Here is a 25,508-nt window from a genome sequence, read left to right as displayed (position 1 = left end):
CTTGATCAGTACTGGCCCGACCTGATAGTCCCGCCAGGCGGGACTGGCACTTTGCCACAACTCAGGGCATGCTAACCGCCCTCCGGGCGTCCGGCCTATAGTGCACGTCGCGCGCCAGTCCAGCCAAACCGCAGGATCACAGCTTGACCAACGTAACAAAGCCAAGCCCCTTGCGCGCAGCCCATATTGCGCCGGGTGCCCCCCTGCACGGAACTCTCAAGGGCGCGTTGGCGACGCTGGTCCTGCTGTTGCTTGCGCTATTGTTCTGGCAACTGCTGGACCAACTGCAGCAAAACCAGAAGAACCAGCAGCAATACACCATCGACTACAGCGCCGACCTGGCCGAACAGATCAGCCTGAACATGGCCCTGAGCGCGCAAATCGCCCTCAACCTGCTGCCGATCATCGAGCCGCCGCGCAACGCAGAACAACACCAGGCCTTGATGCGCAGCCTGCAGCGCTCATTGCCGGAGCTGCGCAGCGTCGCCCTGCTCGCCCCCAGCGGCGCAATCATCAGTGACACGGCCGACAACAGCCAGGACAGCGCCTGGCTCGAAGAGCTGGTCAAGCACAGCCATGCCCAGTCCTATTACCTAAGCAATAACAGCGATGGCTCGGTCATCTACCTGCTACTGCACCAACCCAGCGGCGGCACCAAGCTCTATTGGGCGTTGCGCCTGGCCCCCAATTACCTGGCCAACCTGACCCGCCAGGACGGCCAGGGCTCACGGCCGATGTGGGTGATTGAAAACCAGTTTAACCATCAGGTTGTCAGCCGCGACAGCGGCATGCCCAGCCAGTGGTCGGCCGGGCTGACCCCCGAAGAGCTGAACAAGACCGTTCTGGTCACGCCCTTGAGCAAAAGTGACTGGCAACTGCGCGGCCTGTTCGATCGCGCCGCCGTGCTGGAGCAACTGCTGCCGGCGTTTATCGGCAAGTGCCTGCTGGGCCTGGCCTTTTCGCTGATCCCGGTGCTGGTGCTGCTGAACATGCGGCGCCGCCAGCGCCAGGTCAACGAGGGCCGGCGCCGCTACCAGGATATTTTCGACGGCACCGGTGTGGCTTTGTGCGTGCTCGACCTGTCGGGCCTGCGCGGTTTCTTCGACAAAGCCCAGTTGCACACCCGCGAGCAATTGCAGGACTGGTTGCAAAACAGCCCCGAGCAACGCCAGCAACTGCTCAAGGAGCTGCGTATCACCGAGGTCAACCAGGTCGCCGTGCGCCTGCTGAACGTGGCGTCCTGCGAACAGGCCTGGGAACGCTTGATCGACGGTTGCCCGCTGAACACCAGCGCCATTGGCTACCAGGTGCTTGAGGCGGTGTTGACCGAGCACAAGCAGCTGGAGCTGGAGATTCAAATCAGCGACATCCAGGGCAACGACCAGTACCTGTGGCTGGTCATGCGCCTGCCGGAAGAACAGCACGACTATAAGGCGGTGATCCTCAGCATCAGCGATATCACCAGCCGCAAACTGGTGGAGCTGTCGCTGGTGGAGCGCGAGGCCTTCTGGTCGGACGTGGTGCGCACCGTGCCTGACCACCTGTATGTGCAGGATGTGATCAGCCAGCGCATGATCTTCAGCAACCACCACCTGGGCCACACCCTGGGCTACAACAAGCACGAACTGCAGCAGATGGGCGAGTATTTCTGGGAGATCCTGCTGCACCCCGAAGATGCCGAGCACTATCACGACCTACGCGAGCAACAACGCACTGCCGGTTACCTGGCGCAGTTGCAATGCCAGTTGCGCTTTCGGCACCGCAACAACCAGTGGCGGCGCTTCGAGATCCGCGAACAGGCCCTGGCCCGGGACAAGACCGACCAGGTCACACGGATCATCGGCGTGGCCAAGGACATCACCGACCAGATCGAAGCCAGCGAATCCCTGCGCGACAGCGAGCAGCGCTACCGCATGCTGGCCGAAAGCATCAGCGACGTGATTTTCTCCACCGACAGCAAACTGGCCCTCAACTACGTGAGCCCGTCGGTGAATGCGGTGCTGGGCTATGAAGTCGACTGGATTTTCAAGAACGGCTGGCAATCGACCATCGCCAACCCGCAGCAACTGACCGGCATCTACACCCTGGTCGAACGAGTCAGCCGCGCCCTGGACCAGCCCGAAGCCCTGGCCCTGCTGCGCGATGATGTGCAGACCCAGCTGTTCCTGTTCGATTGCCTGCGGGCCGACGGGCGCAAGGTGCCGATCGAGCTGCGCCTGGTGCTGGTGTGGGACGAGCACGGCGCGTTCGAGGGCATCCTCGGCGTGGGCCGCGATATCAGCCAGCAACGCCGCGCCGAGAAAGACCTGCGCATGGCGGCCACGGTATTCGAGCACTCAACGTCGGCGATCCTGATCACCGACCCGGCCGGCTATATCGTGCAGGCCAACGAAGCCTTCAGCCGGGTCAGCGGTTATGCCGTGGCCGATGTGCTCGACCAGTTGCCGAACATGCTCACAGTCGACGAACAACAGGAAGCCCACCTGCGCTACGTGCTCAAGCAGTTGCACCAGCACAGCACCTGGGAAGGCGAAGTGTGGCTCAAGCGCCGCAGCGGCGAGCATTACCCGGCCTGGGTCGGCATTACGGCGGTGCTCGATGACGAAGGCGACCTGGCCAGCTACGTGTGCTTTTTCAGCGATATCAGCGAGCGCAAGGCCAGCGAGCAACGCATCCACCGCCTGGCCTACTACGACGCCCTGACCCACCTGCCCAACCGCACGCTGTTCCAGGACCGCCTGCACACCGCCTTGCAGTCGGCCGAACGGCAGAAGTCGTGGGTGGTGCTGATGTTCCTCGACCTCGACCGCTTCAAGCCGATCAACGACTCCCTGGGCCACGCCGCCGGCGATCGCATGCTCAAGGAAATGGCCACCCGCCTGCTCGGCTGCGTGGCCGAGGACGATACCGTGGCGCGCATGGGCGGTGACGAGTTCACCCTGCTTTTGCAACCACGGGTCAGCCGCGAAATGGCACTGAACCGGGCGATTCATGTGGCCGAGCAAATCCTCGCCAGCCTGGTGAGGCCGTTTGTGCTGGAAGGTCGCGAGTTTTTTGTCACCGCCAGTATCGGTATCGCCCTGAGCCCCCAGGACGGCAACGAGCTGAGCCAACTGATGAAAAACGCCGACACGGCGATGTACCACGCCAAGGAACGCGGCAAGAACAACTTCCAGTTCTACCAGGCCGACATGAACGCCAGCGCCCTGGAGCGCCTGGAGCTGGAAAGCGATCTGCGCCATGCCCTGGACCAGAACGAATTCGTGCTCTATTACCAGCCGCAGTTCAGTGGCGATGGCAAACGTTTGACCGGCGCCGAAGCCCTGCTGCGCTGGCGTCACCCACGCCGTGGCCTGGTGCCGCCGGGGGATTTCATCCCGGTGCTCGAAGAGTTGGGCCTGGTGGTGGATGTGGGCGACTGGGTGATCGACGAGGCCTGCCGCCAACTCAAGACCTGGCACCAGAACAAGGTGCGGGTGCCCAAGGTCTCGGTGAATATTTCGGCGCGGCAGTTCTCCGACGGGCAGTTGGGCACGCGGATCGCTACCATCCTCAAGGAAACCGGCCTGCCGCCGGCGTGCCTGGAGCTGGAGCTGACCGAAAGCATCCTGATGCGCGAGGTCAACGAAGCCCTGCAGATCCTTGCCAGCCTGAAAAACCTCGGCCTGAGCATCGCCGTGGACGACTTCGGCACCGGCTACTCATCGCTCAACTACCTCAAGCAATTCCCCATCGACGTGCTGAAGATCGACCGCACCTTCGTCGACGGCCTGCCGTCCGGCGAGCAAGACGCGCAGATTGCCCGGGCAATCATTGCCATGGCCCACAGCCTGAACCTGGCGGTGATCGCCGAGGGCGTGGAAACCCATGAGCAGCTGGACTTCCTGCGCGAGCATGGCTGTGACGAGGTGCAGGGCTACCTGTTCGGGCGGCCGATGCCGGCCAATCGGTTTGAGGCGCAGTTCTGTAACGATGCGCTTTTCATGTTCGACTGAAAATCATGTGGTGGGGCAGATGGCCTCATCGCGGCATAGGTATCTACACAAAACTGATTGCTCCCACGCTCTGCGTGGGAGCGCCACCCTGGACGCTCCGCGTCCGCTTTTAAGCCCTGACGCAGAGCATCACTGGATGCATTTCCACGCAGAGCGTGGGAACGATCTGGCTACCATGAACGCCACTTGTCTGCGACATGATGTCCTTTCATATGCCATCTAAAACCCATTGGGTTAGAATGCCCCTCTTTTCTGCCCCCGATCCTTGAGGACCGCCATGTTCAGCCGTGATTTGACTATTGCCAAGTACGACGCCGATCTCTTTGCCGCCATGGAGCAAGAAGCCGTGCGCCAGGAAGAGCACATTGAGCTGATCGCTTCGGAAAACTACACCAGCCCTGCGGTGATGGAGGCTCAAGGTTCGGTTCTGACCAACAAGTACGCCGAAGGTTATCCGGGCAAGCGTTACTACGGCGGTTGCGAATTCGTCGATATCGTCGAGCAACTGGCCATCGACCGTGCCAAGGAACTGTTCGCCGCCGACTACGCCAACGTCCAGCCACACGCTGGCTCCCAAGCCAACAGCGCCGTTTACCTGGCCCTGCTGCAAGGCGGTGACACCATCCTGGGCATGAGCCTGGCCCACGGCGGTCACCTGACCCACGGCGCTGGCGTATCCTCCTCCGGCAAGCTGTACAACGCCGTCCAGTACGGCATCGACGGCAACGGCCTGATCGACTACGACGAAGTCGAGCGCCTGGCGGTCGAGCACAAGCCAAAAATGATCGTGGCCGGGTTCTCTGCCTACTCGCAGATCCTCGACTTCCCACGTTTCCGTGAAATCGCCGACAAAGTGGGTGCCTACCTGTTCGTCGACATGGCCCACGTGGCCGGTCTGGTCGCCGCAGGCATCTACCCGAACCCGGTGCCTTACGCTGACGTCGTGACCACCACCACCCACAAAACCCTGCGCGGTCCACGTGGCGGCCTGATCCTGGCGCGCGCCAACGCCGAGATCGAGAAGAAGCTGAACTCCGCAGTCTTCCCGGGCGCCCAAGGCGGCCCGCTGGAGCACGTGATCGCGGCCAAGGCCATCTGCTTCAAGGAAGCGTTGCAACCTGAGTTCAAGACTTACCAGCAACAAGTGGTGAAAAACGCCAAGGCCATGGCCACTGTGTTCATCGAGCGCGGTTTTGACGTGGTGTCCGGCGGCACCGAGAACCACCTGTTCCTGCTGTCGCTGATCAAGCAGGACATCTCCGGTAAAGATGCTGACGCGGCCCTGGGCAAAGCCTTCATCACCGTGAACAAGAACTCGGTCCCGAACGACCCACGTTCTCCATTCGTCACCTCGGGCCTGCGCTTCGGCACCCCGGCCGTGACCACTCGTGGCTTCAAGGAAGCAGAGTGCAAGGAACTGGCTGGCTGGATCTGCGACATCCTGGCTGACCTTTCCAACGAAGCCGTGATTGACGCGGTACGTGAGAAGGTCAAGGCCATCTGCAAGAAGCTGCCGGTATACGGCGCTTGATTGCAGTTGCTTGAATGAAAAGCCCGGCGCTTGAGCCGGGCTTTTTTATGCCTGTTGGAACGCGGTCAACATGTGGGAGCTGGCTTGCCTGCGATAGCGGTGGGTCTGCCAACTCATCATTGACTGGTCTACCGCTATCGCAGGCAAGCCAGCTCCTACACTGGTCGCGTTTCAAGTCAGGATTGGTAAACCCGCGCAAAGCCCGCGCGAATCTTCTCTTGCGGCAACTCATCGGCAATAAACACAATCACACTCTCCCGCGCCTCACCCTCGGCCCATTCGGTGTCCCAATCGAACCCGTAGAGCTTGAGCACGCCTTGGAACACCATGCGCCGGTCTTCCCCGGCGATGTTCAGCACGCCCTTGTAACGCAGCAGTTGTTTGCCGTGTTCTTCCAGCAGTTCATTCATGAACTCACTGAGACGGTCGATATCCAGTGGCTGCTCGGTGCGCAGTACCAGGCTGGAAATACGGTCGATGGACGGCGCCTGGCTGACCGGGCGCAAGGTCATGCCGGCGTTGAGGTTGAAGCCGCGCACATCCAGCAGTTCCGCCAAATCGATCTTGCCATGTTCCACCACACGGATCGGCGCACGGCGGTTGATGCGGGTCAGGCGCTGGCTGAGGGCCTCGAAGCTGGCGTCATCCACCAGGTCGCGCTTGCTCACCAGCAGGCGGTCAGCAAAGCCGATCTGCGCCTGGGCGATGGTCTGGCTCAGGTGGTGTTCGGCGTGGGCCGCGTCCACCAGGGTGATGATGCCGTCAAGCAGATAGCGCTCGCGCAGTTCCTCGTCGATGAAAAAGGTCTGGGCCACCGGCGCCGGGTCGGCCAGGCCGGTGCATTCGATCACCAGGCGGTCGAAGGCGATCTCGCCGCTGTCCAGGCGTTCGAGCAGCAGGTACAGGGCCTTGGTCAGGTCGGTGTGGATGGTGCAGCACACGCAGCCGTTGGACAGGGTCATGACCTGGACCGGTTCATCGCCCAGCAGCTGGGTGTCGATGCCAGCGTCGCTGAATTCGTTTTCGATCACGGCAATTTTCAAGCCGTGCTCGGCCTTGAGCAGGTGGCGCAACAAGGTGGTCTTGCCAGCGCCGAGGAAGCCGCTGAGGACGGTGACGGGGATGGGAGAGGACAAAATATTCTCCTTGAGGAAACACAAAACAAATGTGGGAGCGGGCTTGTGTGGGAGCGGGCTTGCTCGCGATGCAGGCAACTCGGTCTACCTGGTATACCGAGGTGATGCTATCGCGAGCAAGCCCGCTCCCACACAAGCCCGCTCCCACAGGGGGTTACATAGGCCCAACGCTATTGGATCAACAGCACTTGGGCCCGCCCTTGCCGCCGTAACGGGCTTCCTGGCGCTCGCGGAAGAACGCCTTGTAGTCCATCACCGGCTTGTCCGGGTGCTTGGTTTGCATATGCTCGACGTAGGTGTCGTAGTCGGGCATGCCGACCATCAGGCGCGCAGCCTGACCGAGGTATTTACCGAGGCGACCGATATCATTGAACATGCTTGCAACCCTCTATCACGCGTCCGGCATGGCTTGGAATGGTGCTTCTTTATCCGTACGTTCCTTGCTGCCCCAGGCGGCCACGCCGACTTTGATGGCATAGAACAGGATGCTGAAGACCACGAACAGGAACAGTACCGTCAGCGTCGCGTTGGTGTAGGCGTTCCAGATCACATGCTGCATCTGGTCGATGCTCTTGGCCGGGGCCAGGATCTGCCCATTGGCCAGTGCATCGCTGTACTTCTTGGCCAGCGACAGGAAGCCGATCGCCGGGTTGGCGTCGAACAGCTTGATGAAACCTGCGGTGGTGGTGCAGATCAGCAGCCAGACCGCCGGCAGCAGGGTCACCCAGATATAGCGCTGGCGCTTCATTTTGATCAGCACCACGGTGGCGAGCATCAGCGCGATACCGGCCAGCATCTGGTTGGAGATGCCGAACAGCGGCCACAAGGTGTTGATGCCACCCAGCGGGTCGATCACGCCCTGGTACAGCAAGTAGCCCCACATCGCCACGCAGCCTGCGGTGGCGATCAGGTTGGCGGTCCAGGATTCGGTACGCTTGAGCGCCGGCACGAAGGAGCCGAGCAGGTCCTGGAGCATGAAGCGCCCGGCACGGGTCCCGGCGTCAACGGCGGTCAGGATGAACAGCGCTTCAAACAGGATCGCAAAGTGGTACCAGAACGCCATGGTGTTTTCACCCGGCAGCACACTGTGCAGGATCTGCGCAATACCGACCGCCAGGGTCGGCGCACCGCCGGCACGGGCCAGGATGGTGGTTTCACCGATATCGTTGGCCACCGCCTGCAGTGCTTCGGGGGTAATCGCAAAGCCCCAGCTGCTGACGGTTTGCGCCACGGTCACCACATCAGTGCCGACAATCGCCGCTGGGCTGTTCATGGCGAAGTACACGCCTGGCTCGATCACCGAGGCGGCAACCATGGCCATGATGGCCACGAACGACTCCATCAACATGCCGCCATAACCGATATAGCGCGAGTGGGCTTCATTGGCCAACAGCTTGGGCGTGGTGCCCGAGGAAATCAGCGCATGGAAACCCGATACCGCGCCACAGGCGATGGTGATGAACAGGAACGGGAACAGGCCGCCCTTCCACACCGGGCCAGTACCATCGATAAACTGGGTCAGCGCCGGCATTTTCAGGTCGGGCATGGTGACCAGGATGCCAATCGCCAGGGCGATGATGGTGCCGATTTTCAGGAATGTAGACAGGTAGTCACGCGGCGCCAGGATCAGCCACACCGGCAAGACCGCCGCCACAAAGCCGTAGCCGACCAGCATCCAGGTGATCTGGATCCCGGTGAAGGTGAAGGCCTTGGCCCATACCGGATCAGCGGCAATCTGCCCGCCGAGCCAGATCGACCCCAGCAGCAACAGCACGCCGATGACCGAGATCTCGCCGATGCGGCCCGGGCGGATGTAGCGCATGTACACGCCCATGAACATCGCGATCGGGATGGTCGCCATCACCGTAAAGATGCCCCACGGGCTTTCGGCCAGGGCCTTGACCACGATCAGCGACAGCACCGCGAGGATGATGATCATGATCAGGAAGCAACCAAACAGCGCGATGGTCCCGGGAATGCGACCCATCTCTTCGCGGACCATGTCCCCCAGGGAACGGCCGTTGCGACGGGTGGAGAGGAACAGGATCATGAAATCCTGCACCGCACCCGCCAGCACCACGCCGGCAATCAGCCACAAAGTACCTGGCAGGTAGCCCATCTGCGCCGCCAGTACCGGGCCGACCAAAGGCCCCGCGCCAGCAATGGCGGCAAAGTGGTGACCAAAAAGAATATGTTTGTTGGTCGGCACATAGTCCAGACCGTCGTTGTTGATCACTGCGGGGGTGGCCCGCCGTGGATCGAGTTGCATCACGTTATTGGCGATGAACAGGCTGTAGTAACGATAAGCCACCAGATAAATGGCGACTGCCGCGACTACAATCCACAAGGCGTTGATCGCCTCGCCGCGCCGCAAAGCCACGACGCCCAGGGCGCACGCGCCTACGATTGCCAGCAACAGCCAGGGTAGGTGGCGGAGCAGGCTATTATTATTTTTCATTTTTATATTCCAGCCAGGTTGGACAGAAAGACAGCCAGTCCGAGTTTAGCGCGCTGGGCCCTAAAGACCAGCCCCCTACGTTGGTCTAGAGCCTTGCAGGGGCGAAAAAAACGAAATAAACGCCCGATAATGCAGTAAGGCTACAATCCTTGTATCTCCAGAGGGCTTCACCATGAGCGACCAGCCGTCAGATCGCCGCCGTTTTCGGCGGATTGCCTTCAATGCCAAGACCGAGCTTAAGCAAGGCGGCCAGCAATGGCAGGTGCAACTGGTGGATTTATCGCTCAAGGGGCTGCTGGTGCAAAAGCCTGCGCCCTGGTTGGGCAAGGACGACGAGCCCTTTGAGGTGGACATTCACCTGGACGCCGACACGGACGTGAGCATGCAAGTGCGGCTGACCCATGACGACAAGGGGCAACTGGGGTTTGTGTGCACGCATATCGACCTGGATTCGATCAGCCATTTGCGCAGGTTGATCGAGCTGAACCTGGGAGATGAGGAAGAGCTGCATCGGGAGCTGGGCGAGCTGCTGATCCTCTGACCGCCCAACCACATTGGTTTTCTAGTGTTGCGGGCTATTCAAACAAGGCATCCAGTGCCTGCTCCAGCCGCGTCACCGCAATCACCTGCAACCCCGGCGGCGCCTCCTTCGGCGCATTGCCCTTGGGCACGATGGCGCGCTTGAAGCCATGCTTGGCGGCTTCCTTGAGCCGCTCCTGGCCACTGGGCACCGGGCGCACTTCACCCGACAGGCCCACCTCGCCAAAGACCAGCAGGTCATGGGGCAGCGGCCGATTGCGCAGGCTCGACATCACGGCCGCCATCAAGGCCAGGTCCGACGCGGTTTCCAGCACCTTGACCCCGCCGACCACGTTGAGGAACACGTCCTGGTCATGGGTCGGAATCCCGCCGTGGCGATGCAGCACCGCCAGCAGCATCGCCAGGCGGTTCTGATCCAGGCCCAGGGTCACCCGGCGCGGGTTGGCCAGATGGCTGTCGTCCACCAGGGCCTGAACTTCTACGAGCATCGGCCGGGTGCCCTCCCACGTTGCCATCACCACACTGCCCGGTACTTCTTCCTGGGCGCGGGTCAGAAAGATCGCCGAAGGATTGGAGACTTCTTTCAGCCCCCGGTCCGTCATGGCGAACACCCCCAGCTCGTTGACCGCGCCAAACCGGTTTTTCACCGCCCGCAACAGGCGCAGGCGTCCATCGGACTCACCCTCGAAATACAGCACCGTATCGACCATATGCTCCAGCACCCGCGGGCCGGCCAGCGCGCCTTCCTTGGTGACATGGCCCACCAGGAAAATCGCCGTGCCGCTCTGCTTCGCGTAGCGCACCAGCAACGCTGCACTCTCACGCACCTGGGACACCCCGCCCGGCGCCGATTGCAGTTGCTCGGTGAAGATTGTCTGGATCGAGTCGATTACCATCACCTTGGGTTTTTCCACACGGGCGGTGGCGATGATGCTTTCGATGCAGGTTTCGGTCATGACCCGCAGTTGGTCCTGGGGCAAGCCCAGGCGACGGGCGCGCATGGCCACCTGTTGCTGGGACTCTTCGCCGGTGACGTACAAGGCCGGCATGCGACTGGCGATGCTGCACAGGGTCTGCAGGAGGATGGTTGACTTGCCGATGCCCGGATCGCCGCCGATCAGTACCACCGAGCCGTCCACCAGACCACCGCCGAGTACCCGGTCGAGCTCGCCGGACGCCGTGGAAAAACGCGGGATTTCTTCGACGCTGACTTCTGCCAGGGTCTTGATTTGGGCTTGTTGCCCGGTCCAGCCGGAGCGGCCGCTGGGTGCCGCTGCGCCGCCGCTTTCAATCATGGTTTCAGTGAGGGTGTTCCACGCCCCGCATTCGCCACACTGGCCCGCCCATTTGGGAAAGGTCGCGCCGCACTCCGTGCAGCCGTACATGCGCTTGGCCTTTGCCATCTGAGAACCTCCAACCGAAAAACCGCGATGATAGCTCAGCGTGGCGCTGCGGTACGGATTTCACCGTTGGCCAATCGTGTAGCGCTGTTGCCCAACGGGTCTTCGGCGTCCAGGTCGGCGCCCTGGGCCTTGAGTGCATCGAGCAATTCGACGCGCTTGAACAGCCCGGCGTACATGGCCGCCGTCTGTCCGGCGCCGTTGCGCTGGTCGGGGTTGCAGGCGGTGCCCAGCAAGCGTCGGGCAATGCTCAGCTCGCCCTTGAAGATCGCGCCCATCAACGCCGTATTGCCACGGTTGTCCTGGACACAGGCATCGGCACCGGCGGCCAGCAGTTGCTCCACGACCGGTTCGTGCCCGTGATAGGCGGCCAGGATCAGCGCGGTGTAGCCCTTGTCATCGACGGTATTCAGGGAATAGCCCGATTCGATAAAGGTCGTGAGCATTTCCACGTCGCCACGCCGGGCGGCGTCGAAGTAGTAATCCTGTAACTGCGCCTTGAGGGCCTGCGGGTCGGCGAACACACTCAAGGACCAGCAGGTCAATAGTGCCCCTATAAAGCTACGCATCTTCAACCTCCTCTACGGCTTCTGTAGGCGCGAGCGTGCTCGCGCCTACAGAAGGGCTGGATCAGTCCGTCAGTTTTTCCGCCAGGGCCTTGACCCGCGCCAGGTCGCCCTTGGCCACCTTGGCCACGCCCGTGCCGTACTCCGGATCGGCCTTGTAGAGGAACGACAGGATGATGTGCTTGCTGACGTCATCCGAGGTCGCCAGGGAACCACCGAAGTTCTCGATCAAGTCCTGGCGTTCCTTCTTGCTGAAGGAGCGGTACAGGTCGCCTGCTTGCTTGAAGTTCTGCTCGCGCTGGATCTTCGCCTGCTGGGTGCTACCGGTCAGGGGCATCTGGCTGTAGCGCGCGCCTTGCGGCTCTTGCCGGGGTTCCAGGCGGCTTGGCTGGTAGTTCACGCCCGTGCTGGTCTTGCCCACGTTCATTGCACCATCCTGGTTACCGTTGTTGACGGTGACCCGTGGCGCGTTGATGGGCAGTTGCAGGGCATTGGCGCCCAGACGGTATATTTGCGTATCGGCATAGGAGAATAACCGGCCTTGCAGCATACGGTCTTCCGACGGTTCGATACCCGGTATCAGGTTGGACGGGGCCATGGCGACTTGCTCGACTTCCTGGAATACATTGCCCGGGTTGCGGTTCAACACCATTTGCCCGACTTTGCGCTCGGGAACATCGGGCCAGATCTTGGTGGAGTCCAACGGGTCGAAATCGAACTTGGCCAGTTCTTCGGGCTTGAGTACTTGCACGTACAAGTCCCACTTGGGGAAGTCGCCCTGGTTGATATGGGTCACCAGGTCGTTTGTCATATGGCTGTAATCACGGCCCTGGACGTCGATAACTTGTTTGGGATCCAGGTTCTTGATGCCTTGCAGGCTCTTCCAGCGAAACTTGACGTAGTGCGCTTCGCCCTTGGCGTTGATCAACTTGTAGGCATGTACGCTATTGCCGTCCATCTCGCGATAGCTGGCCGGGGTGCCGGAGTCCGAATACAACTCGGTGAGGGTACGGGTGGACTCTGGAACATGGGAGAAGAAGTCGAAGCGACGGGAGTCGTCATCCAGGTTAGTGCGCGGGTCCGGCTTGAAGGCATGCACCATGTCCGGGAACTTGATGGCATCGCGGATAAAGAACGTCGGGAAGTTATTGCCCACCAAGTCCCAGTTACCTTCGGTGGTATAGAACTTGGTGGCGAAACCACGGGGGTCACGCAGGGTTTCCGGGGAGTGGTTGCCGTGGACTACAGCGGAGAAACGTACAAACACCGGCGTGGTCTCGCCGGCGGCAAACACTTTGGCCTTGGTCAGGTCGCTGAGGTTATCGGTGACGGTGAAGGTGCCGTGGGCGCCGGTGCCACGGGCATGCACCACACGCTCGGGGATGCGTTCACGGTCAAAGCGCTGCAACTTCTGGATCAGTTGCACATCCTGCAGCAGGACCGGGCCGTTGGCGCCGGCGGTTTGCGAGTTCTGGTTGTCGCCTACGGCCGCGCCATTATCGCGGGTCAGGTTGGCGGCGCTGACCGACAACGACAATAGGCTGGTACTGGCAATCAACAGCAGATTGCGCGCAGCAATAGACCTGCGGCTAGTAAGGTTTTTCATCAAGCAATCCTCTGGTTTTTTGTAATGCACTTTTACAGGTGCTTGCCAGAGGCTAGTGATCCTGGCGCCAGAAGATAAATAGAAAACACATACCAAGCCGATTGAAAAAATAGTGTGGTAAAGCGTTGAAATGCCGGCTATTTCGCGCGCGATTGATGGCACTTTGCAAACTATTTGCGATTTAATGTGTCGATTACAACGAACAGTGTTAGCAGTTGTATCAAGCAGGCCACTGCAGACTGACTTACACTGACTTCCTCTCCTCTCAACTGTAACAAGGAATAACCTATGGGCGTGATCAGTGAGTTCAAGGCCTTCGCGGTCAAAGGTAATGTGGTCGACATGGCCGTCGGTATTATCATCGGCGCAGCCTTCGGCAAAATTGTTTCATCCTTTGTAGGCGACGTGGTGATGCCTCCCATCGGCCTGTTGATCGGTGGTGTGGACTTCGGTGATCTGGCGGTAACGCTCAAGGCAGCCCAGGGCGACGTCCCGGCGGTGGTCCTGGCCTACGGCAAATTCATCCAGAGCATCATCGACTTTGTGATCGTCGCGTTCGCGATCTTCATGGGCGTCAAGGCCATCAACCGTCTCAAGCGTGAAGAAGCTGCCGCGCCAAGCCTGCCACCGGTGCCCACCAAGGAAGAGGAACTGCTGGGAGAGATCCGCGATCTGCTCAAGGCCCAGAACAACAAGCCCCTGTAGCCGGCCCGCAACCCCTGTCGGCCGTTGAATCAAAAAGGCGCCTCTCACCGGGCGCCTTTTTTTACCAGTAGTTTTCTACCGCCACCTGCCCTGGCCGACGCGTCAGGCTCAACTGCATATCGCGCTGCTTGAGCAATTGCCGGGTGTCATCAATCATCTGCGGGTTGCCGCAAATCATCACCCGCGAATGCTCCGGCGTCAGTGCCACGCCTGCTGCACGCTCCAGTTCGCCATTCTCGATCAGGGTGGTGATCCGCCCATTCAATGCACCTGGATGCTGCTCACGGGTCACGAGGGGCAGGTAGGTGAGTTTATGGGCGTATTCGCTCAGGTACTCACGCTCGCCCAATTGCTTGATAAGGCTCTGGTAGGCCAGCTCCCGGGCTTCCCTGGCGCTGTAGACCAGGATGATGCGCTCGAATTTTTCCCAGACTTCAAAGTCCTGCAGAATCGACAGAAACGGCGCGATCCCCGTGCCGGTGCCCAGCAACCACAGGTCGCGGCCATCGACAAATCGATTGAGGGTCAAGAAGCCGGTGGCCTGGCGCTCCACCAGCAACTCATCGCCCACGCGCAAGCGGCTCAGCTCACTGGTGAACTCCCCGCCGGGAACCACGATGGAGAAAAACTCCAGGAACTCATCGAAGGGCGACGACACCACCGAATAGGCACGCCATACCAGGCTGCCATCGGGCTTGGTCACGCCCAGGCGCACGAACTGCCCGGCGGTGAAACGAAAACCCGGATCACGGGTAGTGCGCAGGGTAAACAGGCTGGGGGTCAATGACTGCACATCGATCAGGGTCTGGCGTGTGAATTTTTCCGCACTGGCCGTCATGGGGGGCTCCGCTCTACAGGTAACCCCTAGTGTCCCCCAAAGCGTCGCCCGGAAACACCGCTGGTTTGTAGTGACATCCAGCCAGGCGTGCCATTGAGGTTGTTTAGGGGGGTAAAAAACCAGATTCGCGGTAGGGTCAATATGTTGAATATAAAGAGATAGCAATATGACACCAACTAAAACTATTTAGCTATTAGCTCCTGTCCATCGGCGTTACCTCCAACTATCCCTCATGCGCCACATGCGTTAGCAACTATCAATAAGCTTATGAAAAATATAAAAACCTCTACCTTGCGCGCCCTTCCAACCACATTTTTCCAACAAGACGCCAACGATCATTTCCGCTAAGAAACGCCCTGCTAAGTGCGAAAATTCCCACCCTGGGTTTGGATGCTGTCCTACACTCGATTCGGTAACGCTATGAGGACGTGCGTTACGGACAATCAGGATATGACTCATGGAGTGTGATCGATGGTCAACTGGCGAAACACACGCGTACCCAAACTTGAAGGTGAGGATGAGGTGACCACGATGTTTGACGCCGCTCTGAACATTACATATGAGCTAGGCTTTGAATATTGCGGTTTTATAATGGGCTCCAATGCTCTTTACCGGCCGAACAGGAACATCCACCTCAACAACTATCCAGATGAATGGAACAGAATCTACAAAGCAGAAAACTACTTTGAAATAGATCCCTTGGTCTCTCACTGTAGACGCGATGTGCTACCGCTCGTCTGGGAAGAGAAGACCTTTTCAGCAGTACCTGACATGTGGGTTCACGTACAAACCCAAGGGCTGAGTTATGGCTGGGCCCAGTCGGTGCATGACTTCCGGGGTTTTTTCAGCATGATCCGCCTGGGGCGGCACGAGCGTCCGGTGTGCGCCCATGAACTCTACGAGAAAGCGGGCCAGGTCCTGTGGATATGCCATGCCCTGCATACCGTGGTCGCCCAGGCCTATGCCAAGGAGCCGGTGTTCCAGTGCCCCAATAAACTCACCAACCGCGAAACCGAGATCCTGCAATGGTCGGCCATGGGCAAGACCGCAGCCGATATCGCAACAATCCTGTGCCTTTCAGAGCGTACCGTCGGCTTTCATATCAGCAGCGCCATGAGAAAGCTGGGGGTCACCAACAAGATTGCCGCCGTGTTCACGGCCATGAGGCATGGCCTTTTCTAGTGCCCCTGCATCGATCCGACTGAAAACACCGAATGTAATCCCCGTGAAAAAAACGTAACATTTACGACCAGTTCTGAGTGATGACGCCGCCCATCAAAGCCTGCGTCGCAGTCCACTCAGAAGGTTCCTCGCCCAGGCCCGGAACACCCGTCGATTATCCAGAGTTTCCCCCGCCATGCCCCTGCTCGATAGCCCCTTCGCCCAACTCGACCTGATCCGCCAGCCCGAGCAGCAAAACGAACCACTGCAAGCCTTCGATGCGGCCGACGAATATATGCTCGCCTACCTGGCCGAGCAGCAACCGGCCAGCAGTACCCGCGTGCTGGTGCTCAATGACAGCTTCGGCGCACTGGCGGCCAGCCTTGAGGGGCATGTGCGTGTCACCACCAGCGGCGATTCGTTCCTGGGCACCCAGGCCCTGCAAAAAAACCTGGTGCGCAACCACAAGACCTTCGATGCCGTGTCGATCGTGCCTGCCAGCCAGGTGCCGCGCGGGCCCTTCGATCGTGTGCTGATCCGGGTGCCAAAAACCCTGGCGTTGCTGGAAGAACAGCTGATCCGCCTGCAAGGCCAACTGGCACCCGGCGCCGAAGTGATCGCCGGCGCGATGGTCAAGCATCTGCCGCGTGCCGCCGGTGAACTGCTGGAGCGCTACATCGGGCCGATGCACGCGTCACTGGCGGTGAAAAAGGCACGACTGCTGATTGCCACCCTGGCCGACCGGCCCCAGGCGGTATCGCCCTACCCCACGCGTTACCGCCTGGACACCCCGGCCATCGAGTTGCTCAACCACGCCAATGTGTTCTGCCGCGAGGGCCTGGACATCGGCACTCGGGCGTTTCTCCCGCACCTGCCGCACAACCTGGGCAGCGCACGCGTGGCAGACCTGGGTTGCGGCAATGGCGTATTGGCGATTGCCAGCGCCCTGCAAAACCCCGAGGCGCAGTACACCCTGGTGGACGAGTCCTACATGGCCGTGCAATCGGCCGCCGAGAACTGGCACACGGCCCTGGGTGATCGCCCCGTGACCATTCGCCCCGGCGACGGCCTGGCGGACCAGGCGCCGCAATCGTTGGACGTGGTGCTGTGCAACCCACCGTTCCACCAGCAGCAGGTGGTGGGGGATTTCCTTGCCTGGCGCATGTTCCAGCAGGCCCGCGAAGCGCTGGTAGTCGGCGGCGCGATGTATATCGTCGGCAACCGTCACCTGGGTTATCACAGCAAGCTGGCGCGGCTGTTCCGCGGGGTGGAGCAGGTGGCGACGACCCCTAAATTCGTGATTCTCAAGGCCCGCAAATAAGCCACGCAAAAAAAACCCTCCGTGAGGAGGGTCAAGACTGCATGGGATGTCAGGGAGTACTCAGGCCCGCGGCGTTCATAAACATGCGCATCAGGCTGGCCACCACGAACAGGGCCAATACGCTACCGGCCCAGATCATTGCCAGCCAGCCCAGGCGCTGCCAGAGCGGCTTTTTCTCGGCCTGTTCGATATCGTCCAGTGAAGGTTTACCGGTCATGGTCCAAGCCTCCTAGTGATAGCCGTCTTCATGGGTCACCTTGCCGCGGAACACGTAGTAGCTCCAGAAGGTGTAGCCCAGGATGAACGGGATGATGAACAGCGTGCCCACCAGCATAAAGCCCTGGCTTTGCGGCGGCGCGGCGGCATCCCAGATCGAGACCGACGGCGGGATGATGTTGGGCCACAGGCTGATGCCCAGGCCGCTGTAGCCGAGGAAGATCAACACCAGCGTCAGCAGGAACGGCGTGTAATGGGCGTTGCGGGCCACGGCACGCACCAGCGCATACAGGGTCACCAGGACCAGGATCGGCACCGGCAGGAACCAGAACAGGTTCGGCAGGGTGAACCAGCGCGAGGCGATTTCCGGGTGAGCCAGGGGTGTCCAGATACTGACGATGCCAATCACCGCCAACAACACGAACGCCAGGGGCCGCGCCAGGTTATGCATCTGTTCCTGCAACTTGCCTTCGGTCTTCATGATCAACCATGTGCAGCCCAGCAGCGCATAGGCCACGATCAGGGCCACGCCGCAGAACAGGGTGAACGGGGTAAACCAGTCCAGTGAGCCACCGGCGAACTGGCGGTCGACCACCGGAAAGCCTTCGATAAACGCCCCCAGCGCCACGCCCTGGAAGAACGTCGCCGTCAGCGAGCCGCCGATAAACGCCTTGTCCCACAGGTGGCGCTTGTCATCCTTGGCCTTGAAGCGGAACTCAAAGGCCACGCCACGGAAGATCAAGCCGATCAACATCAGGACCAGGGGCAGGTACAAGGCCGAGAGCACCACCGAGTAGGCCAGCGGGAACGCGCCGAACAACGCCGCGCCCCCCAGTACCAGCCAGGTCTCGTTGCCGTCCCAGACGGGGGCGACGGTGTTCATCATCACGTCACGGTCGGTCTTGCCCGGGATAAAGGGGAAGAGAATGCCGATCCCCAGGTCAAAGCCGTCCATGATCACGTACATCATGATGCCGAAGATGATGATCACAGCCCAGATCAGCGGAAGATCAATACCCATGATTCAATTCCCCTTGTTCAGTGTGTCGCCGTGATCAGCGTCGCCGCTGTCATCGGCTGCCGACAATGGACGCGCCGGGGTACGTTGCTGCCCGGGGCCGCCATGGGCCGGTTCGGTACTGTCGTGGGCGATCGGACCTTTGCGCACCAGGCGCATCATGTAGCCCAGGCCAGCGCCGAACAGGGCGAAATACACCACCACAAACAGCACCAGGGTGATGCTCATCTGCATCAGGCTGTGGTTGGAAGAGGCATCCGCCGTGCGCATCAAGCCGTAGACCACCCAGGGCTGGCGCCCGATTTCCGTGGTGAACCAGCCGGCCAGGATCGCAATCAACCCCGACGGCCCCATCCACAGTGCCAGGTACAGGAACGGCCGGTTGGTGTACATCTTGTCGCCCTTGCGCAGCCAGAGGCTGAACAGGCCGGTGAAGATCATCAGCATGCCCAGGCCGACCATGATCCGGAATGACCAGAACACGATGGTCGAGTTGGCGCGATCCTCAGGCGGGAACTCCTTGAGGGCCGGCACTTGCTTGTCCAGGGAATGGGTGAGGATCAGGCTGCCCAGGTACGGGATTTCCACCTTGTACTTGGTTCTTTCCTCTTTCATGTCCGGCCAGCCGAACAGGATCAACGGGGTCGGTTCATTACCGATGTTTTCCCAGTGGCCTTCGATGGCGGCAATTTTTGCCGGCTGGTGCTTCAGGGTGTTGAGACCGTGGAAGTCACCGATGACCGCCTGGATCGGCGCAACGATCAGCGCCATCCACATGGCCATCGATAGCATGGTGCGGATCGCCGGGTTGTCCTTGCCCCGCAGCAAGTGCCAGGCCGCCGAGGAGCCGACAAAGAATGCCGTGGCAACAAACGCCGCCGTGGCCATATGCGCCAGGCGATAGGGGAACGAGGGGTTGAAAATCACCGCCATCCAATCGGTTGGAATGACCTGGCCATTGACGATTTCAAAACCTTGCGGCGTCTGCATCCAACTGTTGGAGGCCAGGATCCAGAAAGTCGAGATCAAGGTACCGACGGCCACCATCACCGTGGCAAAGAAGTGCAGCTTGCGCCCGACCTTGTTCCAGCCGAACAGCATCACCCCAAGAAAACCGGCTTCAAGGAAGAACGCCGTGAGCACTTCATAAGTCAGCAGCGGCCCGGTGACGGAACCGGCGAAGTCCGAGAAGCGACTCCAGTTGGTGCCGAACTGGTAGGCCATGACCAGGCCGGAGACCACACCCATGCCGAAGTTGACGGCAAAGATCTTCGACCAGAAGTGGTAGAGGTCACGGTAGGTATCATTGCGGGTCTTGAGCCACAGGCCTTCCAGTACCGCGAGGTAACTGGCCAGGCCAATGGTGATGGCCGGGAACAGGATGTGGAACGAGATGGTGAATGCGAATTGAATTCGGGCGAGATCTAGCGCCTCCAAACCGAACATAAGTCTTCCTCTGTCAGGTAATACCAGCTGCAGGCGGGGAGGCCTGCACCCACTGCCCCCACGGATATGGAGTGTGGCGAATTGCAATTCGTTCTTTTTATAACCGACCACGTAGGGATTCTGGCCTTTCGGCCACCAGGCCAACGCTGCAATCAGCATTGATCTGGATCAAGCAACGCTCAAAGAATAGTCCCATTTTTCGGACGGGATGGTGTGGTCTTTTGCCGCGCGACAGGCTGCCCCGGTAAAATGGATATCTTGCTAAGGATATCTGTATGACAGCAACTATTTGTTACAGGTTGATGCTAATCTCGCCGTTCCCCACGCTCAGTCCAGTCCTCGCCGATGCCCAGTGAAACCCCGCTGCTGTTACGTCATCACCGCCCTTTTATCGCGTTCTGGCTGGCACGGATCTTTACCGCCAGCGGCTTCCAGATGCTCACCGTGGCCATCGGCTGGAACCTCTACCAACTGACCGGTAACGTGCTCGACCTGGGGTTGGTGGGCCTGGTGGAGTTTGTGCCACGGGTGCTGTTCATGCTGCACACCGGGCATGTGGCCGACCGCTACGAGCGGCGCAAGGTCGCCGCTCTTTGCCAGACGCTGCAGGCCTTGATTGCCTTGGCGCTGGTGATTGGCAGCCTGACGGACCATATCACCCGCGAGATGATCTTTATCCTCGCCTTCCTGCTGGGCTCGGCCCGCTCCTTTGAAATGCCCACCACCCAGGCCCTGCTGCCGAGCATCGTGCCCAGCGCCCTGTTCCCGCGGGCGGTGGCGGCGGCACAATCGGCCCAGCAATCGGCCACCATCGTCGCGCCGGCCCTGGGCGGTTTGCTCTATGCCTTCGGCAGCGCCTGGGTGTATGGCCCGACCGTGTTGTTGTACCTGATAGCTTGCGGGCTGACCCTCAACCTGCCGGCACGGCAGACCCCGTTGAACAAGGGCAAGGCCACCCTCGACTCGCTGCTCGCAGGGATCCGTTTTATCCGCAGCCGACCGGACATCCTCGGGGCGATTTCCCTGGACCTGTTCGCCGTGTTGCTGGGCGGGGCCACCGCGTTGCTGCCGGTGTTTGCCAAGGACATCCTGCTGACCGGCCCCTGGGGCCTGGGGCTGCTGCGTTCGGCGCCGGCAGTCGGTGCGCTGCTGATGTCGTTGTGGCTGGCGCGGTTCGCCGTGGACCGGCACGTGGGCCGCGTCATGTTTACCGCCGTCGGTGTGTTTGGCGTGGCGACCATTGCCTTCGGCCTGTCCACCTCGTTCTGGTTCTCGCTGGCGGTGCTGGTGGTGTTGGGGGCGGCCGACATGATCAGCATGGTGATCCGCGCCTCATTCGTGCAACTGGAAACCCCCGATGAAATGCGCGGGCGGGTCAGTGCGGTCAATGGCTTGTTTATTGGGGCGTCCAATCAGTTGGGCGAGTTTGAATCCGGGGTGACGGCGCATTGGCTGGGCACAGTGCCCGCCGTGGTGCTGGGCGGGGTTGGCACGCTGGTGGTGACTGGGGTGTGGATCAAGTTGTTTCCGACGCTGGCCAAGCGGGACCGCATGCATACGCCGTAAGTTGCCTCACTGGATACGCAACTGGCTCCCCAGGGTATTGCGGGGCGCATTGATCGACGTGTTGCTGTACTCGAACCAGCCTGCAGCGCGGATATCCACGTCAAATATATAGATGTAGCCCATCAATGTACCCGCGCCATTGCAGGCCTGGCTGACGGCGCCGACCTGGCAGATCGCCGTCTTTTGCCCCGCAAGCCGCGCCCCATCAAAGGTGGCGATGGAATTATTGCCCAGCCCCGCTTCCATCACCGAGATCCGCGTCGGCCCACGGTGCTGGCACTGCCGGGTGCTGTCGACGCCCTCGGCGATGGACTCGTTGCACACCTGGGACTGCACCTGGAATACCCGCACCTCGCTCAAGGCCGGTGCAGGCGCGCCCCACGCTGGTGCCGCCGCCAGCCACAGGCCGATACAGGCGAACGGAGCTAGACTCCACGCGATGGCTTTTTTCATGCTTTCGATGACCCTGGACTGAACGTCGACGGAGTATGCCTCAAGGCCACACTCAACAAAACCGAGGCTGGGCGCCACAGGCCGTCGACCTGCTGGTATGATGCGCCGCTTTTTCCGATCCTCTGTAGAAAACACGCAGCGCCTGGCGCAGTTTGTGCTTTGACTTTGAGGTCAACAAATCACGGCGCCAAGCGCGCCACAGGGAGCAGGCATGCTGGAAAAGCTGTTTCAACTCAAGGCACACAACACCAACGTGCGTACCGAGATTCTGGCCGGTATCACGACATTCCTGGCCATGGCCTACATCCTGTTCGTCAACCCGAGCATTCTCGGCGAGACCGGCATGGACAAGGGCGCGCTGTTTGTCGCCACCTGCCTGGCGGCGGCCATCGGTTCGACGATCATGGGCCTGATCGCCAACTACCCGATTGCCCTGGCACCGGGCATGGGCCTGAACGCCTTCTTTACCTACACCGTGGTCCTGCACCTGGGCCATACCTGGCAAGTGGCGCTCGGTGCGGTCTTCATCTCCGCCGTGCTGTTTTTCCTGCTGTCGATCTTCCGCATCCGTGAATGGATCATCAATGCCATCCCCTTGCCCCTGCGCTCGGCGATTGCCGCCGGTATCGGCCTGTTCCTGGCGCTGATCGCCCTGCATAACGCCGGCATCGTGGTCAGCAACCCGGCGACCATGCTGGGCATGGGCGACCTGGCCAAGCCTGCACCGATCCTGGCCACCCTGGGCTTTTTCCTGATTGTGGCCCTGGAAGCCCTGAAGGTGCGCGGCGCCGTATTGATCGGCATCCTGGCCGTGACCATCGCCGCCATCGCGCTTGGCGTCACCCCGTTCGGTGGCGTGGTGTCGATGCCGCCTTCCCTGGCCCCGACTTTCCTGCAACTGGATATCGCCGGCGCCCTGGACGTAGGCTTGATCAGCGTGATCTTCGCCTTCCTGTTCGTTGACCTGTTCGACAACTCCGGCACCCTGATCGGCGTCGCCAAGCGCGCCGGCCTGATGGGCAAGGACGGCCACATGCCGAAAATGGGCCGCGCCCTGATCGCCGACAGCACCGCGGCCATGGCCGGTTCGCTGCTGGGCACCTCGACCACCACCAGCTACATCGAGTCGGCTGCTGGCGTGAGTGCCGGTGGCCGCACCGGTTTGACCGCCATCGTGGTGGCGATCCTGTTCCTGCTGGCACTGTTCTTCTCGCCGCTGGCCGCCAGCGTCCCGGCGTTTGCCACCGCCCCCGCCCTGCTGTTTGTCGCGGTACTGATGACCTCCGGCCTGGCGGAAATCGACTGGGACGATATTACGGTTGCCGCCCCGGTGGTGATCACCGCCCTGGCGATGCCCTTCACTTACTCCATCGCCAACGGCATCGCCTTCGGCTTCATCGCCTGGACCGGTATCAAGCTGCTTACGGGCCGCTACCGTGAACTCAACCCAGCGCTGGTGATCCTGTCGATCCTGTTCGTGATCAAGCTAGGCTGGTTCCCCGCATGACTTTTGACGCAGCAAGTTACGCCCAGCAACTGCAAGAAAAGGTCACGCGCTTGCGTGACCTGCTCGCGCCGTTCGACGCGCCCGAGCCGCAGGTGTTCGATTCGCCCCTGCAGAACTTCCGCCTGCGCGCCGAGTTCCGCCTGTGGCGCGAAGACGGCCAGCGCCACTACGCGATGTTCTCCCAGGACGACAAGCGCACGCCGATCCTGATCGAGGAATTCCCCATTGCCAGCCTGCGCATCAACCAGTTGATGCCGCAGCTCAAGGCCGCCTGGCAAGCCAGCGCCGCCCTGAGCCACAAGCTGTTCCAGGTGGAGTTCCTCACCACCCTGGCCGGCGACGCGATGATCACGCTGTGCTATCACCGCCCACTGGACGAGCATTGGCACACCGCTGCCAACAAGCTGGCGGCCGAGCTGAACGTCAGGATCATCGGCCGCTCCAAGGGCAAGCGCGATGTGATCGGCCACGACTATGTAGTCGAGAAGCTCGAGGTCGGCGGTCGCACCTTCAGCTATCGCCAGCCCGAAGGCGCCTTCACCCAGCCCAACGGTACGGTGAACCAGAAGATGCTCAACTGGGCCTATGAAGCCCTGGGCGATCGCAGCGATGACCTGTTGGAGCTGTATTGCGGCAACGGCAACTTCACCCTGCCCCTGGCCACCCGCGTGCGCAAGGTACTGGCCACCGAGATCAGCAAGACGTCGGTCAACGCCGCCCTGAGCAACCTCGATGAAAACGCCGTGGGTAACGTCACCCTGGTGCGCCTGTCTGCCGAAGAACTGACCGAAGCCCTGAACGAGGTGCGGCCGTTCCGACGCCTGCACGGTATCGACCTCAAGAGCTACGCGTTCGGCAGCGTATTCGTCGACCCGCCCCGCGCCGGCATGGACCCGGACACCTGCGAGTTGACCCGACGTTTCGAGAACATCCTGTACATCTCCTGCAACCCGGAGACGTTGGCGGCGAACATTGCGCAACTGCATGACACCCACCGCATCACCCGTTGTGCGATGTTCGACCAGTTCCCGTGGACCCACCATATGGAATCGGGTGTGCTGCTGACCCGGCGCTAACCCCTTAGTGGATGTGGTGAGTATTCACCGGCTCATTCCTCCTTGCGTGGCCGCCCGCCCTTCTTGCCATTGGCACGGGCGGCTTCGGACTTGGCGGCACTGGTCTTACGGCCATTGCGCGATGCCACCATGCTCGCCGCCAGGTCCATCAAGGGCTGGCTCGTGGCGATCAGGCCGGCGATGGACACATGCAGGTCGCGGGCCTCACAGCACAGCGCCTTGCCGCCAAACCCGAGCTCCAGCTGCTGGAAGTCCTGCACAGAAAACCCTTCAAACTCCGCAAGGCCAGCCACCGGCAACAGAATGCGGCTGCCGTCACTGAAGCCGATACAGATGCAGTCGTCTTCATAGCCCACGGAGCTGGCATTGGCGTACACCCACTTGAGCTTGCGCCCACGGGCCACCGCCTTATCGATGGCGGCCTCAGTGAGCGGGACATCGGGCCGTACCTTGGCTTTTACAATTTTCATAACTCAATCTCCACGGATCCTGGCGCCCTCACCAGGTTCAAAATGGTTCGCCGCCCCGCCACATCGTGCCGGGCCTTGGCGATCACGTAGACACCCCGCCGGATGACCAACCCCGGCACCACCTCATCGGCCTCCCAATCCCAGGAATGGTTCTCCAGGCAGACCGTGTGCAGCTTCTCCCACCAGATCCTTCGCGCCCGCGCCAGATAATGCGGCTGCTTCAATGCCTGGCGGATGCCTTCCAGCACCCCACTGGGTGGCCGCCGCCGCTCGGGATCCACATCCCACAACGCCACGTCCCCATGCAGAAAGCTGAAGCAAAAACGCGCATCCCAGTCCTTGCCCCCGACATGTACGTGTGGCGGGCAATGCTCATCCCTGAGCAACACTGCAATCACATGTCCTTTGTAAGTGCCTACTTTCATCGTAACCCATCCGTTAGGTTATTTATCACCGATCGGCGCTTTAACGAGCATCAACCGACAGCCGGCTCCTTCCA

22 protein-coding genes are annotated in these 25,508 nt (G+C 60.9%); 9 read left to right on the top strand and 13 right to left on the bottom strand.

The features are described from left to right. Positions 1-143: 143 nt before the first annotated feature. Both AC07W7_RS19460 and glyA read left to right on the top strand, forming a co-directional pair. Complete coding sequence (locus tag AC07W7_RS19460) at positions 144-3,995, top strand: sensor domain-containing protein (protein ID WP_495039936.1); 3,852 nt, start codon at positions 144-146, stop codon at positions 3,993-3,995. Between the two features lie 277 nt (positions 3,996-4,272). After that, complete coding sequence (gene glyA / locus AC07W7_RS19455) at positions 4,273-5,526, top strand: serine hydroxymethyltransferase (RefSeq protein WP_076963566.1); 1,254 nt, start codon at positions 4,273-4,275, stop codon at positions 5,524-5,526. 176 nt (positions 5,527-5,702) lie between these two features. Here glyA and yjiA read toward each other — a convergent pair whose 3' ends face one another. The 3 genes from yjiA to AC07W7_RS19440 all read right to left on the bottom strand — a co-directional run bounded on the left by yjiA (position 5,703) and on the right by AC07W7_RS19440 (position 9,120). Further along, the gene (gene yjiA, locus AC07W7_RS19450; RefSeq protein WP_495039935.1) at positions 5,703-6,662 is read right to left on the bottom strand and encodes a GTPase; all 960 of its coding nucleotides are present in this window, start codon (positions 6,660-6,662) and stop codon (positions 5,703-5,705) included. 178 nt (positions 6,663-6,840) lie between these two features. Continuing rightward, complete coding sequence (locus AC07W7_RS19445) at positions 6,841-7,038, bottom strand: YbdD/YjiX family protein (RefSeq protein ID WP_032861855.1); 198 nt, start codon at positions 7,036-7,038, stop codon at positions 6,841-6,843. A 15-nt stretch (positions 7,039-7,053) separates the two neighbouring features. Further along, positions 7,054-9,120 carry a carbon starvation CstA family protein gene (locus AC07W7_RS19440; RefSeq protein ID WP_495039934.1) on the bottom strand — a complete coding sequence of 689 codons (2,067 nt, stop codon included), beginning with the start codon at positions 9,118-9,120 and terminating at the stop codon, positions 7,054-7,056. 172 nt (positions 9,121-9,292) lie between these two features. Here AC07W7_RS19440 and AC07W7_RS19435 point away from each other — a divergent pair, with 172 nt between their 5' ends. Next, positions 9,293-9,661, top strand: coding sequence for a PilZ domain-containing protein (locus tag AC07W7_RS19435; RefSeq protein ID WP_076963562.1), 369 nt, complete (start codon positions 9,293-9,295; stop codon positions 9,659-9,661). Between the two features lie 34 nt (positions 9,662-9,695). Here AC07W7_RS19435 and radA read toward each other — a convergent pair whose 3' ends face one another. The 3 genes from radA to AC07W7_RS19420 all read right to left on the bottom strand — a co-directional run bounded on the left by radA (position 9,696) and on the right by AC07W7_RS19420 (position 13,232). Next, the gene (radA, locus tag AC07W7_RS19430; protein WP_057441136.1) at positions 9,696-11,063 is read right to left on the bottom strand and encodes a DNA repair protein RadA; all 1,368 of its coding nucleotides are present in this window, start codon (positions 11,061-11,063) and stop codon (positions 9,696-9,698) included. A 35-nt stretch (positions 11,064-11,098) separates the two neighbouring features. Further along, complete coding sequence (locus AC07W7_RS19425; protein ID WP_236309107.1) at positions 11,099-11,629, bottom strand: ankyrin repeat domain-containing protein; 531 nt, start codon at positions 11,627-11,629, stop codon at positions 11,099-11,101. A 61-nt stretch (positions 11,630-11,690) separates the two neighbouring features. Further along, positions 11,691-13,232 (bottom strand): catalase, encoded by a 1,542-nt coding sequence (locus AC07W7_RS19420; RefSeq protein ID WP_495039933.1) that lies wholly within the window; start codon positions 13,230-13,232, stop codon positions 11,691-11,693. 288 nt (positions 13,233-13,520) lie between these two features. Here AC07W7_RS19420 and mscL point away from each other — a divergent pair, with 288 nt between their 5' ends. Beyond that, positions 13,521-13,937: a large-conductance mechanosensitive channel protein MscL gene (gene mscL / locus AC07W7_RS19415; RefSeq protein ID WP_076963559.1), complete on the top strand. Its 417-nt coding sequence runs from the start codon at positions 13,521-13,523 to the stop codon at positions 13,935-13,937. Positions 13,938-13,998: 61 nt separating this feature from the next. Here the strand turns inward: mscL and AC07W7_RS19410 are convergent, their stop codons facing one another. Further along, positions 13,999-14,775 carry a ferredoxin--NADP reductase gene (locus AC07W7_RS19410; protein WP_099168371.1) on the bottom strand — a complete coding sequence of 259 codons (777 nt, stop codon included), beginning with the start codon at positions 14,773-14,775 and terminating at the stop codon, positions 13,999-14,001. A gap of 471 nt (positions 14,776-15,246) precedes the next feature. Here AC07W7_RS19410 and AC07W7_RS19405 point away from each other — a divergent pair, with 471 nt between their 5' ends. Further along, positions 15,247-15,957, top strand: coding sequence for an autoinducer binding domain-containing protein (locus AC07W7_RS19405; protein ID WP_495039932.1), 711 nt, complete (start codon positions 15,247-15,249; stop codon positions 15,955-15,957). Positions 15,958-16,132: 175 nt separating this feature from the next. Further along, a complete protein-coding gene (locus AC07W7_RS19400; protein WP_495039931.1) occupies positions 16,133-17,257 on the top strand; it encodes a methyltransferase in 1,125 nt (374 codons plus the stop codon). Positions 17,258-17,306: 49 nt separating this feature from the next. On the opposite strand, the gene AC07W7_RS19395 is transcribed toward AC07W7_RS19400, so the two are convergent. The 3 genes from AC07W7_RS19395 to AC07W7_RS19385 are packed head-to-tail and all read right to left on the bottom strand — an operon-like array spanning position 17,307 to position 19,937. Next, positions 17,307-17,474 (bottom strand): DUF2474 domain-containing protein, encoded by a 168-nt coding sequence (locus AC07W7_RS19395; protein ID WP_076964558.1) that lies wholly within the window; start codon positions 17,472-17,474, stop codon positions 17,307-17,309. 12 nt (positions 17,475-17,486) lie between these two features. Next, entirely contained in the window at positions 17,487-18,494 is a 1,008-nt protein-coding gene (cydB, locus tag AC07W7_RS19390; RefSeq protein WP_076964557.1) for a cytochrome d ubiquinol oxidase subunit II, read from the bottom strand. Positions 18,495-18,497: 3 nt separating this feature from the next. After that, the gene (locus AC07W7_RS19385; RefSeq protein ID WP_076964556.1) at positions 18,498-19,937 is read right to left on the bottom strand and encodes a cytochrome ubiquinol oxidase subunit I; all 1,440 of its coding nucleotides are present in this window, start codon (positions 19,935-19,937) and stop codon (positions 18,498-18,500) included. Positions 19,938-20,282: 345 nt separating this feature from the next. On the opposite strand from AC07W7_RS19385, the gene AC07W7_RS19380 reads away from it, so the two are divergent. Beyond that, entirely contained in the window at positions 20,283-21,503 is a 1,221-nt protein-coding gene (locus AC07W7_RS19380) for an MFS transporter (protein ID WP_076964555.1), read from the top strand. Positions 21,504-21,509: 6 nt separating this feature from the next. Here AC07W7_RS19380 and AC07W7_RS19375 read toward each other — a convergent pair whose 3' ends face one another. After that, positions 21,510-21,956, bottom strand: coding sequence for a DUF4879 domain-containing protein (locus AC07W7_RS19375; RefSeq protein ID WP_495039930.1), 447 nt, complete (start codon positions 21,954-21,956; stop codon positions 21,510-21,512). Positions 21,957-22,167: 211 nt separating this feature from the next. On the opposite strand from AC07W7_RS19375, the gene AC07W7_RS19370 reads away from it, so the two are divergent. Together AC07W7_RS19370 and trmA are read left to right on the top strand one after the other, a co-directional pair. After that, positions 22,168-23,463: an NCS2 family permease gene (locus tag AC07W7_RS19370; RefSeq protein ID WP_032861840.1), complete on the top strand. Its 1,296-nt coding sequence runs from the start codon at positions 22,168-22,170 to the stop codon at positions 23,461-23,463. Further along, a complete protein-coding gene (gene trmA, locus AC07W7_RS19365; protein WP_495039929.1) occupies positions 23,460-24,539 on the top strand; it encodes a tRNA (uridine(54)-C5)-methyltransferase TrmA in 1,080 nt (359 codons plus the stop codon). The genes AC07W7_RS19370 and trmA overlap by 4 nt, the downstream gene beginning before the upstream one ends. Positions 24,540-24,571: 32 nt before the next feature. On the opposite strand, the gene AC07W7_RS19360 is transcribed toward trmA, so the two are convergent. Continuing rightward, on the bottom strand, positions 24,572-25,009 hold the full coding sequence (locus AC07W7_RS19360; RefSeq protein WP_495039928.1) for a DUF2442 domain-containing protein: 438 nt from the start codon (positions 25,007-25,009) through the stop codon (positions 24,572-24,574). Then, positions 25,006-25,434: a DUF4160 domain-containing protein gene (locus AC07W7_RS19355; RefSeq protein ID WP_076964551.1), complete on the bottom strand. Its 429-nt coding sequence runs from the start codon at positions 25,432-25,434 to the stop codon at positions 25,006-25,008. The genes AC07W7_RS19360 and AC07W7_RS19355 overlap by 4 nt, the downstream gene beginning before the upstream one ends. Between the last annotated feature and the right edge of the window lie 74 nt (positions 25,435-25,508).

Source organism: Pseudomonas sp. GW821-FHT01D09, from assembly GCF_059422465.1.
This window is presented reverse-complemented; position numbering and strand designations above follow the sequence as displayed.